This is a genomic window from Algibacter sp. TI.3.09, assembly GCF_038154905.1.
Taxonomy (GTDB): Bacteria; Bacteroidota; Bacteroidia; order Flavobacteriales; family Flavobacteriaceae; genus Algibacter.
Map to the genome: position 1 here is coordinate 51,705 of NZ_JBAKAN010000004.1, position 15,050 is coordinate 66,754.

15 protein-coding genes are annotated in these 15,050 nt (G+C 33.3%); 4 read left to right on the forward strand and 11 right to left on the reverse strand.

All coding sequences use genetic code 11. From position 1 onward, the window contains the following. Positions 1–3: 3 nt before the first annotated feature. The gene (locus V6246_RS13600) at positions 4–432 is read right to left on the reverse strand and encodes a DUF4268 domain-containing protein (RefSeq protein ID WP_341560988.1); all 429 of its coding nucleotides are present in this window, start codon (positions 430–432) and stop codon (positions 4–6) included. A gap of 50 nt (positions 433–482) precedes the next feature. Beyond that, positions 483–1,124: an O-methyltransferase gene (locus V6246_RS13605; RefSeq protein WP_341560989.1), complete on the reverse strand. Its 642-nt coding sequence runs from the start codon at positions 1,122–1,124 to the stop codon at positions 483–485. Positions 1,125–1,296: 172 nt separating this feature from the next. On the opposite strand from V6246_RS13605, the gene V6246_RS13610 reads away from it, so the two are divergent. Together V6246_RS13610 and V6246_RS13615 are read left to right on the forward strand one after the other, a co-directional pair. Beyond that, on the forward strand, positions 1,297–3,288 hold the full coding sequence (locus tag V6246_RS13610; RefSeq protein WP_341560990.1) for a sensor histidine kinase: 1,992 nt from the start codon (positions 1,297–1,299) through the stop codon (positions 3,286–3,288). Position 3,289: 1 nt separating this feature from the next. Beyond that, a complete protein-coding gene (locus V6246_RS13615; protein ID WP_341560991.1) occupies positions 3,290–4,051 on the forward strand; it encodes a LytR/AlgR family response regulator transcription factor in 762 nt (253 codons plus the stop codon). Here V6246_RS13615 and V6246_RS13620 read toward each other — a convergent pair. From V6246_RS13620 to kynU, 4 genes are all read right to left on the reverse strand, one after another. Next, positions 4,048–5,130, reverse strand: coding sequence for an amidohydrolase family protein (locus V6246_RS13620; RefSeq protein WP_341560992.1), 1,083 nt, complete (start codon positions 5,128–5,130; stop codon positions 4,048–4,050). The genes V6246_RS13615 and V6246_RS13620 overlap by 4 nt on opposite strands. A gap of 87 nt (positions 5,131–5,217) precedes the next feature. Continuing rightward, positions 5,218–5,751 (reverse strand): 3-hydroxyanthranilate 3,4-dioxygenase, encoded by a 534-nt coding sequence (locus V6246_RS13625; RefSeq protein WP_341560993.1) that lies wholly within the window; start codon positions 5,749–5,751, stop codon positions 5,218–5,220. A 100-nt stretch (positions 5,752–5,851) separates the two neighbouring features. After that, on the reverse strand, positions 5,852–7,240 hold the full coding sequence (locus tag V6246_RS13630) for an FAD-dependent oxidoreductase (RefSeq protein WP_341560994.1): 1,389 nt from the start codon (positions 7,238–7,240) through the stop codon (positions 5,852–5,854). Next, positions 7,233–8,504 (reverse strand): kynureninase, encoded by a 1,272-nt coding sequence (kynU, locus tag V6246_RS13635; RefSeq protein ID WP_341560995.1) that lies wholly within the window; start codon positions 8,502–8,504, stop codon positions 7,233–7,235. The genes V6246_RS13630 and kynU overlap by 8 nt, the downstream gene beginning before the upstream one ends. Before the next feature lie 128 nt (positions 8,505–8,632). Here kynU and V6246_RS13640 point away from each other — a divergent pair, with 128 nt between their 5' ends. Further along, positions 8,633–10,009 carry a sensor histidine kinase gene (locus V6246_RS13640; protein ID WP_341560996.1) on the forward strand — a complete coding sequence of 459 codons (1,377 nt, stop codon included), beginning with the start codon at positions 8,633–8,635 and terminating at the stop codon, positions 10,007–10,009. A 12-nt stretch (positions 10,010–10,021) separates the two neighbouring features. Here the strand turns inward: V6246_RS13640 and V6246_RS13645 are convergent, their stop codons facing one another. After that, complete coding sequence (locus V6246_RS13645) at positions 10,022–10,684, reverse strand: hypothetical protein (RefSeq protein ID WP_341560997.1); 663 nt, start codon at positions 10,682–10,684, stop codon at positions 10,022–10,024. A gap of 31 nt (positions 10,685–10,715) precedes the next feature. Between V6246_RS13645 and V6246_RS13650 the strand changes: the two genes are divergently transcribed. Further along, positions 10,716–11,516: a class I SAM-dependent methyltransferase gene (locus V6246_RS13650; RefSeq protein ID WP_341560998.1), complete on the forward strand. Its 801-nt coding sequence runs from the start codon at positions 10,716–10,718 to the stop codon at positions 11,514–11,516. A 12-nt stretch (positions 11,517–11,528) separates the two neighbouring features. Here the strand turns inward: V6246_RS13650 and V6246_RS13655 are convergent, their stop codons facing one another. The 4 genes from V6246_RS13655 to V6246_RS13670 all read right to left on the reverse strand — a co-directional run bounded on the left by V6246_RS13655 (position 11,529) and on the right by V6246_RS13670 (position 15,015). After that, entirely contained in the window at positions 11,529–12,497 is a 969-nt protein-coding gene (locus V6246_RS13655; RefSeq protein WP_341560999.1) for an alpha/beta fold hydrolase, read from the reverse strand. Positions 12,498–12,545: 48 nt separating this feature from the next. Further along, on the reverse strand, positions 12,546–13,520 hold the full coding sequence (locus V6246_RS13660; RefSeq protein ID WP_341561000.1) for an alpha/beta fold hydrolase: 975 nt from the start codon (positions 13,518–13,520) through the stop codon (positions 12,546–12,548). A 123-nt stretch (positions 13,521–13,643) separates the two neighbouring features. Further along, positions 13,644–14,390 carry an SDR family NAD(P)-dependent oxidoreductase gene (locus V6246_RS13665; protein ID WP_341561001.1) on the reverse strand — a complete coding sequence of 249 codons (747 nt, stop codon included), beginning with the start codon at positions 14,388–14,390 and terminating at the stop codon, positions 13,644–13,646. A 61-nt stretch (positions 14,391–14,451) separates the two neighbouring features. Continuing rightward, positions 14,452–15,015 (reverse strand): TetR/AcrR family transcriptional regulator, encoded by a 564-nt coding sequence (locus tag V6246_RS13670; protein ID WP_341561002.1) that lies wholly within the window; start codon positions 15,013–15,015, stop codon positions 14,452–14,454. Positions 15,016–15,050 lie beyond the last annotated feature (35 nt).

Here is a 15,050-nt window from a genome sequence, read left to right on the forward strand (position 1 = left end):
GTATTAACCTTCGATAACATCTTTGTATTCCTCGAAAAAAGCTTCAAATAAATTCATGTTTATATTAAAAAACTCCATCACATCGCGCCATGTGTTTTTATTATGGATAGAAACTTTTTGTTCTAACGGTACATAAATTCTCGAAATTTCTTTTTCATTATCTAAAAAATAAGCTTCGTTGTAAATGGCGTCTGGCAAATATTCATCTAATAAAATAGATTTTAAAGCCTCTAGTTTCTCCCAATGGTTTATGCGGTGTTCCAAATCGTCTTCAAGATCTAAAGCGATTAAAGCACTTCGGTTATCAAAATGAAATTTAAAACTTAAACCTTTTAATTTTGTGTTGTATAAAATCCACTTTCGTGGGAAAGATTTTCCGAAACTGGTCCAGAATTCTTCTCTCATTTTTCTTGATTCTTCTTTACTAAACATTTAAAATATATGCTTTCCAATTTCCGCGAAAGCGAAAATCTTATTAATTTTTATCGTTTTCTACTCACCGTTAGCCCATCTCGAATTGGTAAAACAACAGTTTCTATTCTTGGATCTTCTTTTAAAAGTGTGTTGTAATCCAAAACAGCTTTAGTCGATTTATCTTTAGGGTCTAGAGGCTCAATCACTTTACCATGCCACAATACATTATCGGAAATAATAATGCCACCGGGATTTAGTTTTTCAATAATTAAATGAAAATAATTGACGTAGTTCGGTTTATCGGCATCAATAAAAATTAAATCGAAGGTTTTGTCTAAGGTTGGGATAATGTCAATGGCATTCCCGAGATGCTGAAAAATTTGGTTTCCGTATTCCGATTTATCGAAATATTTACGTTGAAAATCAAACAGTTCCTCATTCACATCAATAGTGTGTAACTCACCATCTTTTTGTAAACCTTCAGCTAAACATAAAGAGGCATAACCTGTAAAAGTGCCGAGTTCCAAAATGTTTTTTGGATTTTTAAGTTTAGAAATCATGCTTAAAACGCGCCCTTGGTAGGGACCGCTGAGCATGATAGGTTGTAATATTTTTTGATATGTTTCGCGCGTAAGTTGCTGTAATAATGAAGGTTCATCTTCAGAATGGTTTACAACGTAGGCGTCTAATTCTTCGGGTAAAAAGTGCATTTAGAATTTGTTCTTTTCGTAATAAATAAAAAACAAAAGTATTACTTTTTTATAGATCCGTTTTTAATTTCATTGTAATTTAGAAACTATATATGCAGTTCGTCAGAAATAAGTTTCAATATTAAAAGATAACAAGTTTCTTTGAGCTTTATAAATAGTTAAATTTACAATTATGAAAAGACTCATTTTACTTGCTCTTATTCTTATAAGTATTCCTGTTATTGTAATCTCAGGTTCTAGTAAAAGTGCCAACCGTCTTAATTATTATCCTGATTTACCAAAAGATGATAAATGGGAATATGTAAAGGAACGTCTATTTGATGGAGAAATAGAAAATTTTCATAGTCATTCAGGTCCTATATTAATAGAATTAGTAAATCCTCGTTCTCCAGATAGTACAGCTTTAGAGTCTGTTTTTGATGAGCTAAGGGGGGTATTACCCGATAAGGATATCGATTATTTTAGAAACTATACAGGTGCTAGTTCATTAAGAGTTCCTCAAAGTGATGATCCCAAGGTAGTAAACGGGTTCAAGTTTTCTAAGTTGAAGGGACGCGCTTTAACTCTTTGGATTACAGAAGTAGAATCAAAAAAAGAAGCTTATACATTATATGATGAAAGGTTCTTGAAAACGGTTAGTCTTAATTATTATGGAACGAAATTGGTAAATAGCCGAACAAGAGGTCTTGGACCCAATAAAAGAGATTATGTTCCCAATAGTCGACAATTTACTTTTAAGTTTCATGAAAGCCAAACTGTAAAAGAAAGAATGGAAATGATGAGGTTCTATTTAGTTAGAATGATATCATGTGCAAGTCTATTTAAGGAAAGAACTAATCGTGAATCTGAAGTTGTAGGAGCGATGCTGAATAGTAATAAAGCTTCTTCATGGCATCTTGATTTTACTGAATATGATAAGTTTTTACTCCAAAAATTCTATTCACCAACTTTGTTAGAAGACTATAGAAATTATATGTTTAAAACATATCCAAGGTGGTCTGCTGATAATCTTGTAGATAAAGAAAATACTAAGCTATTGGCCAATTGGACGCGTGCTATTTTGACTATGGTATTCTTTTTTTTATCTTTTAGTATTCTGTACAAGAGACAATATCGATTTCAATATTTAAGCTATTTTGTACCTATTTTCATAGCCTACATATGTGTTATTGAAATGAATTTTGTTGACAGTTATTTTTTTAATACCGGAAAACCTTTTAATCAAGAAAATTATTGGCCTGTCAGTTTGGTTTGGTTTAAAAACGTAGCCCTTATAGCTTTCTTTTTATGGCTATTTGATAGGTATGTTATTAAAGGAGAAATGAGTTTTACTACTCAGTTGGTATTAAAAATAAGTTTCACTTTTTTCGGTTTTTTAGTTCCTTTCTTTTTTCAATTCCTTATTAACTGGAATAAATTTCCTGATTTAAATTGGGATAAAAATTATAATTTTTTTTTAGGATGGAGATCACCTTTTACATGGGCTTTTCTTTTTTCATTAGGACGAGGTGTTTTATTATACCTAGACCACTTTTCAGATAACCTCATAAAACAAAAAGACATAGAACTAAGTAATCTAAAAGCAGCCAATGCTCAAGCCGAAGTCAGATTATTACAATCTCAAATAAACCCGCATTTTTTATACAATGCCTTAAATTCTATAGCAAGTTTAGCACAAACAGATGCTGATAAAACTGAAAAAATGGCATTGTCTTTATCCGATTTGTTTAAATATACCATCAACCGAAAAGGAAAAAAGAACAGTACTATTGGCGATGAGGTAGAAATGGTTAAAAACTATCTGGAAGTAGAACAAATTCGTTTTGGAGACCGCTTATCTTTCAATATTAGTGTTGACGAAAGTTTGGAAACTATAGAAATTCCGATGTTTCTTATTCAACCAATTATTGAAAACGCTGTAAAACACGGTATTTCTAAAATTGAAAATAACTGTAAAATTGAATTGAAAATTGTTAGAAATAATTCAGATATTGTTATATCTGTTCATGATAACGGTCCTGATTTTCCAGATGGATTGGTTAGTGGTCATGGATTGCAAACGGTTTTTGATTTGTTACGCTTAAGTTATGGCGAAAAGGCAGATTTAAGTTGGACGAATACACCAAAAAAAGAAATAGTAATCACAATAAAAAATATTAATTAAGATGAATAAACCCTATTCAACCTTAATAATTGACGATGAGCCTTTAGCAAGAACGCGTTTAGAAAAATTACTTTTAAATTTCCCTGAGAGTATTGATATTGTTGGGTTTGCAATAAATGGGAGAGAGGCTAAACAGCAGATTGAGGTTTTAAAACCAGATCTTATTTTTTTGGATATTGAGATGCCGGTAATCAATGGGTTTGAATTAATCGAAGCATTAGATAAAATACCGTTAATTGTATTTTGTACAGCACACGATGAGTATGCATTAAAGGCCTTTGAAACTAATAGCGTAGATTATTTGGTAAAACCTGTGCGTTTGGAACGTTTGGAGAAAACCATTGATAAGTTGAAATTATTCAATAATAAAGATGCTTCACAAGATATTTTAAAAGTTGTTCGAGAATTATCGGCTCAAAAGAAGCAAAAGGTAATGACCTCAATAACCGTGAAAAAAGATGATAAACTGATTTTTATAAAATTAGAAGACATCATATACTTCGAAGCCAATGATAAATACGTCAGCATAGTAACAAATAAAGGTGTTTTTTTAACCGAAAAATCGTTAACCCAACTTGATACACAGTTACCCGATTACTTTTTAAGAGTACATCGGGCGTTTGTAATCAACACAAATTATGTTGAAGAAGTTCAGAAATACTTCAACAGTCGGTTTATTTTTAAATTGAATAATAAAGGCGTATTAAGCGTGACTTCCGGACGGAGTTATTCGGATAAAATTAAAACATGGATGAGCATCTAACCTAAAATCCTTTTAATTAATTTTTGTTTTGCGGCTTCATCATCACCACAAAGCCATTGTACCACGTTGTTTTCCCAAATATCATCGTATTCGGTAGTGGTAATAATGTCGCGTTCTATGGCCAAATCTAAAATTTTCCCTGGGTATGATGATTGTTTATCACTTTCCATTTCACCTAAAGGATAAGGATCGTCGAGCCCCATGATAACTTGTTTAGAACCGTGATTTCTAATCAGTAATTCTAGTCCGCCAGTATCATGCACCAAAGTGTCGAAGAATATGTTTTTATGCCCCACGGCTTTTCTTGGGTGGTGTTTACCTTCGAATAAATCGGGTCTGCCATCAAAACCTTGAATACGTCGGCCCAAATTAATTTGCGCCAACTGTCCGCCATGAGCAAAGCAAGTACGCATATTTGGATATTTTTCTTGATAACCATTTAATGTTAAAAAATGATATGCATCGCCACATTGTGCCAACATCCAAATAAGATGAAAACGCCAAGATGTGTTTTCTAATTTTATAAATTTTTCACCATCGTACGGGTGTATTTCTACAGCTAAATTGTATTTGTTAGCTAGCTCGAAAATAGGTTCGTTTTCTTCATCAAAAATACAACGCCATGTGCCAATGGTATCCATGTAGTGCGTTGGTAAGCAAAGCAATTGCATACCATGCGTTTCTACGCAACGTTCAATTTCCCAACAGGCACTACGAATAAAACCTGGATGCACCACAAAGCCACAAGTGAATTTACTAGGGTGTTCTCGCTGAATACGTGCGTTAAAATCGTTTTGAAAACGTAACGCCTTTTTCATTTCTTCAACACGTAAACCATTGCCGTAAAGTTGCGATAGGTTTAAAACCACAGCATGATCTAGCTTGTTGCGCTCCATCCATTCTAATTTTTCATCTAGGAAAAAACTAGAGTCGGTTACGGGGCGTTTCCAATCTTTTTGAAGCATAAATTTCCGGTCTTTATCCACCCAAAAAATGCCTTTTTCTTGCATGTAATCTGGTATTTCTTCCGGATAGGGAAGTAAGTGCGAATGTCCGTTAATTCTAAGTTTACGTTTCATGTGTTTTGTTTCAGCGAAAGCGAAAAAAGTTTTATGTTGTTTAGAAAACACGACTTTAAACAGGAATATCTAAAGTTTTAAAAAGTGCTATTCAATTTTAACCTTTTTAGGAGGTAGCATAACTTCACTGCAATTTGGGCAGGTGCGTTTGTGCTGATCGCTATAATAATTATCGAAAATTTTAGGCATATCGGTTTCAATATTCTCTAGTGTAAAATCTTCTTCGTAAAGTTTGGTTACACAGTTTTCGCAAAACCAAACTAAAGCATCTTTAGTACCTTCTGGGCGTTTGTACTCGATAACTAAACCAACAGTGTTGGCTCCACGTTGCGGAGAATGTGGCACTTTTGCTGGTAATAAATAAATATCACCTTCTTTTATATGTACATCTTTAGGCGTGCCTTTATGAATAATTTTTAAAACAATATCGCCTTCAATTTGATAGAAAAACTCTGGAGTTTCATTGTAATGATAATCTTTTCGGCTGTTTGGACCACCAACAACCATAACAATAAAATCGGCATCTTTCCAAACCACTTTGTTACCAACGGGTGGTTTTAATAAATGTCTGTTTTCTTCAATCCAAGCTTTAAAATTTAAAGGAGAAACTAGTTTACTCATTTTTTATATTTTGAATTAAGTTTTTATAAAGTTACAATTTATAATGAATTCTATATATTCCAAATGTTAAATATTAATTGGTTTTTGGAACTACAATTTTCTAAAAAGCAGAATTTAGATTTAAGATGTTTTCGGTTTCTTGTTGCACCTTTTTTAGAATACTATTTAAGTTTTCTGATGGCGTTATACTTTTATTCTTTAAAAGACTAAGAATGGCTTTATCTTGAGCACGCCCTTTTAGCATAGCCTCTTGATAGCCTATGTTTTCGTTAAAAGTGACCAAGCTATATTTTGAAGAGTATTTGGTAGGAAACTCTTTTTCTAAAGCCATTTCTATTTTACGCTTTTCTTGAAAAATAGGATGTGCCACATGATCACGCATTTCTAAAAAGTTATCGAGTGCTAAATCTGCAATAGCATCGGTGTCTTTTTTACGATGATTTTCGTAACGTTCAAAAACGGTTTGCCAATCGCCTTCATATTCATCTAAAATAGCATCAAATTCTACAACATCTTCAAAAGCAGCGTTCATTCCTTGGCCGTAAAAAGGGACAATAGCGTGAGCCGCATCGCCCATTAAAAGCGTATTGCCTTTGTAATGCCATGGCGAACATTTTACGGTGCCTAATGCAGCGGTTGGATTTTCAAAAAAGTCTTGTGTTAAATTCGGCATGAGCTCTAAAGCATCTGGGAATTCTTTGTTGAAAAAGGCTTCTACTCGCTCTGGTGTTGTTAGGTTATCGAAATTATATTCGCCTTTGCTGTAACTTAAAAATAAAGTAACGGTAAAACTTCCGTCTAAATTAGGCAAAGCAATAAGCATAAAATCGCCTCGAGGCCAAATATGCAATGCGTTTTTGTGTGTTTTGTAATCGCCCGATTTTGTTGGAAGTATGCTTAATTCTTTATAGCCGTGAGATAGGTAATCTTGCGAAAAACTAAATAGGAATTTTTTACCTAAAAAGTAACTTTTTCTTAAAGCAGATCCTGCACCATCGGTAGCTATTATAATATCGGCGTTTTCTGTAAATTCGAGTTTGGTTTCGTAATCTTTGAATAACGCAGAGGTATTTTCAAAATCTACTGATTTACATTTTTTATTGAAATATATATTTACGTTTTCGTGCTGTTCGGCTTCATTTAAAAGTAGGCTATTTAAATCGCCACGAGAAATGGAGTTGATGTATTCGTGAGTTCTTCCGCTGTAATTAGATTGAAAGGTGTTACCTTCTTTATCATGAATCATACGGCCATGCATGGGAATGGATAAGGCTTGCGCTTTATCTTCTAAACCAACAAGTTTCATGGCTTTGTTACCACGATCGGAAAAGGCTAAATTTATAGAGCGGCCTGCACTAATGTCTACCTTTCGTAAATCGGGACGCATTTCGAAAACCGAAACGCGATATCCGCGCTGCCCCATGCGTAGAGCAAGTAAACTTCCGCAAAGTCCTGCTCCTATAATAATTACGTTTTGTTGTTTACTCATTTAAAATAGTTTTTAATTTTTCAACTAATTGGTATACATCTTCGAAAGAATTGTAGAGAGGTACAGGTGCACAGCGAATTACATCGGGCTCGCGCCAATCGCTAATTACACCAGCTTCGGTGAGTTTGTTATGTAATGTTTTGTTTGCATTTTTAACTTGAATAGAAAGTTGGCAACCACGCTCGTCTGGGTTTGTTGGTGTAATGATTTTAATAGCATCTTCACCTAAATCATTAAGTAAAAACTCGAAATAACCAGTTAGTTTTTTAGATTTTGCTGTGAGTTTTTCTATACCAACTTCTTGAAACATATCTAAAGAAGCTTTTATTGCTGCCATAGATAAAATAGGCGGGTTGCTAAGTTGCCAGCCTTCCGCACCAGGAAGTTGGTCGAATTCACCACGCATATTAAAACGTGTTTTTTTATTGTGGCTCCACCAGCCTGTAAATCTATTTAACTCTCTATTATGGGCATGACGCTCGTGTACAAAACAGCCTGCCAAGCTACCAGGACCAGCATTTAAGTATTTATAAGTGCACCAAACAGCAAAATCGGCACCAGAATCGTGTAAATTTAATTGAACATTTCCTGCACCGTGAGCACAATCGAAACCAACATTACAACCATATTTATGGCCTAACGTTGCAATACGTTTTAAATCGAAAAATTGACCGGTATAATAGTTTATGCCGCCAAGCATAATTAGGGCAATTTCATTGCCTTGAGCTTCTAAAATAGCTTCTAAATCATCATAATTTAAAAGTTCTTCGCCTTCTCTAGGTTTCCAAAGTATAACACCATCTTTATCATCATATCCATGATGGCGCAATTGAGATTCTACAGCATATTTATCTGAAGGAAAAGCATCACTTTCAATTAAAATTTTATAGCGTTTTTTTGTTGGTTTGTAAAATGAAACCATCATAAAATGTAGGTTGGCAGTAAGCGTATTCATTACAATAACCTCAATTGGTTTTGCGCCAACAACATGCGCCATACTTTCAGTTAAAAACTCATGATATGGTAACCAAGGTGTTTTAGCTTCAAAATGACCTTCTACACCTAAGTTTGCCCAGTCTTCTAGTTCTTGGTTAATATATTGTTTTGTCGCTTTTGGTTGTAGTCCAAGCGAATTCCCTGTCATGTAAATAAGTGGTTCCCCATTTTTGTTTTTGGGTAAGTAGAATGCGTCGCGATACGATTTTAATATATCGTTTTGGTCCTGCTGTTTTGCAAATTCTAGACCTGTTTTAAATTCAGACAAAGGTTTGTAGGTTTTCTGTTCATAGCAAAAATAAAACAATTATATCAAATAAAAACTTGTCTTAAATCTAATTCATTTTGTAGGAATTGTTTAACTTTATTGAATTAACACATAAAACAAAAGTATCCATGTTAGGTGATATTTGGAAATCTTATGTACAAAGGTACGTCCGGTATAGCAGATTTTCAGAACGAGAAGAAAAAGAGGGGTTGCCGTATTTTAGAGATAAACTTTTTATTTCTATTTTATTATTAACTTTTGTCTTAGGTTTACTTTCTTATATACCTAGTACTTATGTCGCCATTGCTAGAGGCGAAAATATAATTGCCGTATTAAATACATGTACTATTTTGGTGTTAATCTTTACGGTCTTTTATCGAGGACTTAGTTTTTATGCCAAAAAAATATTGTTTTCAATTAATTTCTTTATCCTATCTATTGTCATGTTTGTGGTGCTTGGGTTCGAAGGGAATGGGAGTGTATTAATTTTTGCATTATCTATTTTAATCACGCTGTTTAATGGAAAAAGACATGGGCTATTTTCTATTTTAATTATCGCGATTTTTTATGGGGTTTTATTATTGGGTTCATGTTTTAATCTTTTTTATCTCCCCATTTTTGAACAGTATGAGTTTCAGCTCTTAGCCATTATTACATTAAATAACATACTGTTTAATTTACTCTTAGTTTTTTCTGTATCTTTTTTAATAAACCAATTGCATACCGCTTTATTGAAAGAAAATGAATTGCAAATTGAATTATATGAAAAGCATAACAACGTGTTGGAGGCTAAAAATAGAGTTGAAAAATCGGACAAGCTTAAGTCGGCTTTTTTGGCTAATATGAGTCATGAAATTAGAACACCGATGTATGGCATTTTAGGTTGTGCTCAGTTTTTAAGGGAATATAATGAAGACGATCCTAGTTATCAGGAATATATAGAGGTTATAGAAGATAGTGGTGAGCAGTTACTGGATATTATGACAGATATTATTAATATTTCTATTATAGAATCTGGACTCATGTCTACAAATATTAAAATGTTTAATATTAATGATAAGATAAATACGGTGTACAACGCTTTTTTACCAGAAGCAGAAGAGAAAGGTATTGTATTTATTTTAAACAATGTTATTGCTATACAAGATGCTTACATAAGTTCGGATAGCGATAAGGTAACTTCTGTTTTAAAATATCTTATAAAAAATGCTATAAAATATACAGATGAAGGTATAGTTGAATTAACATGCGAACGCCAAGACGAGAGCTTTATAGCATTTAATTTAAAAGATACAGGCATTGGAATCCATGAGGATAATTTTGAGCATATTTTCGACACCTTTTACCAAGTAGATGTCGAAAATGTGAATGCATTACACGGCTCTGGCGTTGGTTTAACTATAGCAAAAGCCTATATAGAAATGCTTGGTGGTAGCATATCTTTAAAAAGCGAAGTAGATGTAGGTACTTCGTTTTTGTTTACAATGAAGGTGAATTTAACCTAAAAGATTTCGCTTTTACTTAATTGAAATATTAGTGAAATTTAAATTCCAATTACCATTTGGTTTTTTGTGATCTACAGCAAGTTTAAATCCGTTAATGTCTTTATAGTTTTCGAAAGTAGTCATCATCGATGGTTCTGTTTGGTTGGCTTTTCTAAAAATCCATTCTTTAATTAAAAAGTTATCATCATAAAAAATATCGTAAGCATCGCCGGGTGTGTAGCCGCCATTGTTAGAATAGGTTAACGTTATTTTGTTTAAAGCCGTTTTACTTATTGGCGCTTCTGTTTTTACAGGTTCTGAAATGGTTGTTCCAGAATCCCAAACTAATTGAAATGGTATAAGCAACCAGAATTTATCGTTAATAAAGCCTGGGTCTACTTTTAAGCTAATAGAATCTAATGCAGAGCGATTGTAGCTAATAGTATCAGTGCTTGTGATAGATGTTATATCGTTAGTTTTAGGTTTCCAAACCCAGTGCCTTTCAAAATGTGTACTATCTTTATCTACGTTAAAAGTAAAAGCAATTTCATTAACATTTTTCCAGTTTTCAAAACCGTGGGCATTGGCTATTTTTTCAGCCATGGTTAATGATTTTGGTTCAGGAATAGATTTGGTATTGTCTTTACAAGACGTAATTAATAGCGTTATTAGAGTTATGTAGATGAAGTTTTTCATAATTTAGATTTTTTGTAAAGATACTTTGAAGATGACAAATAATACTAAATATTTTAAAACGAATAAAGCGACTTGGAATCGGAAAGTAAAGGTACATGCCGAAAGCGATATGTATAATATGGAAGCTTTTAAAAAAGGAAAGTCTTCATTAATGTCTTATGAGTTGGATGCTTTGGGAGATGTAAAAGGAAAATCTCTTCTCCATTTACAATCTCATTTTGGGCAAGATACCTTAAGTTGGAGTAGGCTAGGTGCTAAATGTACTGGCGTGGATTTAAGTGATGAAGGTATAAAACTTGCAAAATCTTTAAATGAAGAATTAGAGCTAGATGCTCAGTTTATATGTTGCAATGTCTTGGAAACGTCTCAGTACGTCAAAGAAGAATTCGATATAGTGTTTACCAGTTATGGCGTTATTGGGTGGTTACCCTATTTAAAACCTTGGGGAAAAATGATAGCCGAACGCCTAAAACAAGGCGGGACTTTTTTTATGGCAGAGTTTCACCCCATAGTTTGGATGTTTGATTATTTAAATGAAAAACCAATAATGACTTATGGCTATATGCAAGATGAGGTGATTTATGAAGAATATGAAGGTACATACGCTGACCAAGAATCGGCAATAACGAGTAAGGAATATGGTTGGAATCATGGTTTAGGTGAAGTGATTTCTGCACTTACCGAAGCCGGATTACGTATTGAGTATTTAACCGAACATAATGAGAGCCCTTACAATGTATTGCCGAATTTGACTGAAACTGATAACGGTATGTTTGTAACCCAGGATAAATTATATCCTTTAATTTTCACTTTAAAAGCGACTAAGGTTTAAAAAAGCGACTTTCTATTTTATATCATGCTTGTCTAAAAATTTCAAGATTAACTCGGCTATTTCTCGTGTTTTTTCTTCAGCAGCAAAATGGCCTGCATCCAAAAGATGAAGTTCGGCGTTTGGCAAATCTTTTAAGTATGCTTTAGCTCCATTCGCATTAAATTTTAAATCCTTTTTACCCCATACAATTAATGTTTTGGGTTGATTTTCCGTTAGCATGTGTTGCCATTTTGGATAGCTCAATAAGTTAGTGTTGTAATCCTGAAACAGTTGCACTTGTATGTCTCTGTCTTTTTTAGAATTTAGAAAAACTAAATCATGTGTCCATGCATCCGGACTTTGTATATTTATATTTGTTTCATCTAAATCAAATAAATACTGCTTGTTAACCACGGTATCTTTTCCGGTTAGACTGTATAAAAAAGCATATTTTGTTTTGGAGGTATCGGTTTGGGCCGTTCTAAAAAAGTCTTGTCTTTTTTCGGTTAAACCATCAAGATAAGCATTGGCGTTTTGGACAATTAAAGCATCAATACGATTAGGGTTTTTCATCATCATTCTGTAGCCTACAGGTGCCCCAAAATCTTGCATATACATTACATAATTTTCTATATGGAGTGTATCTAAAAGTTTCTGAGTATAATTGGCTAATAAATCAAAGGTATATTTAGTAGTTTTCGGGTCGAGGTGAGCGCTATAACCCGAGCCTAAATTATCTGGCGCAATAACATAGTAGTGCGTTGAGAGCATAGGAATTAAATTTCTATAGGAATGAGAAGACGATGGATAACCATGAAGTAAAACTATAACTGGATTCTTTTTATCACCAGCAGCTCTGTAAAACAATTTTACACTATCAACCTCTGCATAGTTGTATGTGGTTGCGGGAGGTAAAAAGAAGTTGTTTTTGTTCTCTTCTTTAATGCTATTACATCCAAATAATGCTAGACTTAAAATTGAAAGGACTAAAATGTGTTTCATTTTTTTATTTTCAGGTTAATAAATTGCTGATTGAGAGATTAGACGTATTTATTTTGTATGCTTGCGCATAAAGCTTCTCATTTTTTTAATAATAGCATCGCCATCTTCTTCTAAAGCAAAATGCCCCGTATCGTAAATGTTGTAATCAATATTTGTAACATCCTTTTTAAAGGCTGCTGCACCACTTTCAGGAAAAAAGGCATCGTTTTTACCCCAAACAATTAATAAAGGCGGTTGATTGTCTCTTAAATATTGTTGCCATTTTGGGTATAATTTCACATTGTTTTGGTAATCGTAAAATAAATCTAAATTTACAGCATGAGCACCCGGTCTAGAAAGTCTTAAGTAATCTAAATTCCAGTTATCTGGATTTACGGTTTCTATATTTCTAACACCGTGTGTGTATTGCCATTTTAATCCTTCTAAAGAAAAGGCTGGTAATAATGCTGTTTCGGTAGTTTCGTTTCTGTCTTTCCAAAGTGCTCTAATACCTTGCCAAGCATCTCCTAAACCTGCCTCGTAGGCATTTCCATTTTGATTAATTATGGCTGTAATTCTTTCAGGGTTTGCTGTAGCAAGTCTAAAACCAACTGGAGCACCATAATCTTGAATCATTATAGCGTAATTGTTAATATTCTTTTTTTCAAGAAAAGCGTTTATGGTTGTAGCTAGGTTATCAAAAGTGTATTTAAATGTTTTTGAATTTGGAAAATCACTATTACCAAAACCAGGATAATCTGGAGCGATGAGGTGATACTCGTTTGATAACTGATTTAATACTTTTCTATATTGATGTGATGATGCAGGAAAACCATGTAGTAAAACAATACTCGGGTTTTCATGGTTTCCAGCTTCTCGGTAGGCTATATTTATTCCATTGACTTCTATGGATTTGTAGGCTACATTTTCATGCTGAATAGAGGTTTCTATTTTTGGTTCTACTATGTTGGTTTGCGCTGAGGTTTTGTCTTTACAAGAGGCAAAAAGAAGCAAAATCGATAGCGCGTAAATTATATTTTTCATAATATATTATGTAAGTATTTATTCCATTTTAATGTTATTAATCAAATGGATTCAAAGTAAAATGAAATAAAAAGCCATAGCACTTTGTGTTTTGTTAGCTATGGCTTTTATAATTTTGTGTTTTTAGTTTCTACCAGCCATAACACCACCATCGGTGTCCCAGATAGCCCCTGTAACCCATGATGCTTTGTCTGAAAGTAAGAATACAATGCTGTTTGCTACATCTTGAGATTCTCCAAAACGACCAATAGGGTGAAAGCCGTTAAAACCAACCAATGCTTCGGCTGCAGCTTGTTCTCCTCCAAAAACACCATGATACACAGGTGTGTTTACTAAGGCAGGAGATACGGCATTAACACGAATGTTATCTTCTGCTAATTCCATTGCTAAATGTTGTGTTAAAGAATGTAAACCTGCTTTTTGCATTGAATATGCTGTAGACGGTGTTGCTTTTACAGCTTGTTTTGCCCACATAGAGCCTACGTTTACAATAGAACCACCTTGAGTAGCTTTCATTTTTTTAGCAGCGCTTTGAGTGATGAAAAAGAAACCTCTATTTAAATCTAAATAAGAGTTGTAATCTTCCATAGTATGATCTAAAAATGGTTTTGGGCCAAAAATACCAGAAGCATTTACTAGAAAATCTAAATTTTCTAACTCTGAAATTTTAGACACTAGTGTATCTACTTCTTCTGTATTAGAAATGTTTACGGTATGTTTAATTAAGTTTGGGGCATCTGCTACTTTGTCAATATTTCTACCTACAATATGTACAGTTGCACCGCCTTCTAATAAGCTATTTGCTGTTGCGTTACCAATACCACTTGTTCCGCCAATGACTAAGGCTACTTTGTTTTCGAATTCTTTCATATTATTTATTTTTAGAGTTTAAAATGAACAGACAGGTCTGTCTTTGTTTGTGCAAATTTTTTTAAGATATGATCTGCGAACACAATTGTTTTGTTTCTTTTATTGGCCAATCTTCTTGGTGTAAATGGCTTTCGCCAACAGCACCTTCGTAGAGTAAGTATATTTGTCTGGCAAGAGATTTAACTTGCGCTTCTTTTACATTTTCTAAATTATTTGTAATAAGTTTTGATATAAGATCAATAAAACTATGTTTTTGCGATTGAATTTCGGCTCTTATAATTTCGTTGTCTTTCGGAATTTCAGAAACGGTTTTAATACACCAACAACCATTAAAATCTTTATCTCTAAAAAAGAGTTCGAGAAAATCGAAAATAGCTAAAACTTGAGCTTTACCTTTTGGTTTCGATGTTGTAAAATCTTCTACATCTTGAATGAAACTGGTGTTTTTAAACTTAAGATAAGCCAAGCAAATTTCTTCTTTAGATTTAAAATGATTGTAAAGCGTTGCTTTGGCAATACCTGCTTCTGAAATAATTTCATTGATTCCCGTGGAATTATAGCCGTTCTTATAAAATAAGAACGAAGCCGTTTCAATGATTCTATTTTTTACTTCAGAATGTTTCATAATGCAAATATAGATAAAAAAATCAAAAAACAGAC

Excerpts from the sequence above, each read along its gene's own strand:
- V6246_RS13615 (WP_341560991.1), top strand. The coding sequence starts at position 3,290 with ATGAATAAACCCTATTCAACCTTAATAATTGACGATGAGCCTTTAGCA.
- V6246_RS13660 (WP_341561000.1), bottom strand. The coding sequence starts at position 13,520 with ATGAAAAATATAATTTACGCGCTATCGATTTTGCTTCTTTTTGCCTCT.
- V6246_RS13655 (WP_341560999.1), bottom strand. The coding sequence starts at position 12,497 with ATGAAACACATTTTAGTCCTTTCAATTTTAAGTCTAGCATTATTTGGA.
- V6246_RS13600 (WP_341560988.1), bottom strand. The coding sequence starts at position 432 with ATGTTTAGTAAAGAAGAATCAAGAAAAATGAGAGAAGAATTCTGGACC.
- V6246_RS13605 (WP_341560989.1), bottom strand. The coding sequence starts at position 1,124 with ATGCACTTTTTACCCGAAGAATTAGACGCCTACGTTGTAAACCATTCT.
- V6246_RS13630 (WP_341560994.1), bottom strand. The coding sequence starts at position 7,240 with ATGAGTAAACAACAAAACGTAATTATTATAGGAGCAGGACTTTGCGGA.
- V6246_RS13665 (WP_341561001.1), bottom strand. The coding sequence starts at position 14,390 with ATGAAAGAATTCGAAAACAAAGTAGCCTTAGTCATTGGCGGAACAAGT.
- V6246_RS13625 (WP_341560993.1), bottom strand. The coding sequence starts at position 5,751 with ATGAGTAAACTAGTTTCTCCTTTAAATTTTAAAGCTTGGATTGAAGAA.
- V6246_RS13645 (WP_341560997.1), bottom strand. The coding sequence starts at position 10,684 with ATGAAAAACTTCATCTACATAACTCTAATAACGCTATTAATTACGTCT.
- V6246_RS13620 (WP_341560992.1), bottom strand. The coding sequence starts at position 5,130 with ATGAAACGTAAACTTAGAATTAACGGACATTCGCACTTACTTCCCTAT.
- V6246_RS13650 (WP_341560998.1), top strand. The coding sequence starts at position 10,716 with ATGACAAATAATACTAAATATTTTAAAACGAATAAAGCGACTTGGAAT.
- V6246_RS13640 (WP_341560996.1), top strand. The coding sequence starts at position 8,633 with ATGTTAGGTGATATTTGGAAATCTTATGTACAAAGGTACGTCCGGTAT.
- V6246_RS13610 (WP_341560990.1), top strand. The coding sequence starts at position 1,297 with ATGAAAAGACTCATTTTACTTGCTCTTATTCTTATAAGTATTCCTGTT.
- V6246_RS13670 (WP_341561002.1), bottom strand. The coding sequence starts at position 15,015 with ATGAAACATTCTGAAGTAAAAAATAGAATCATTGAAACGGCTTCGTTC.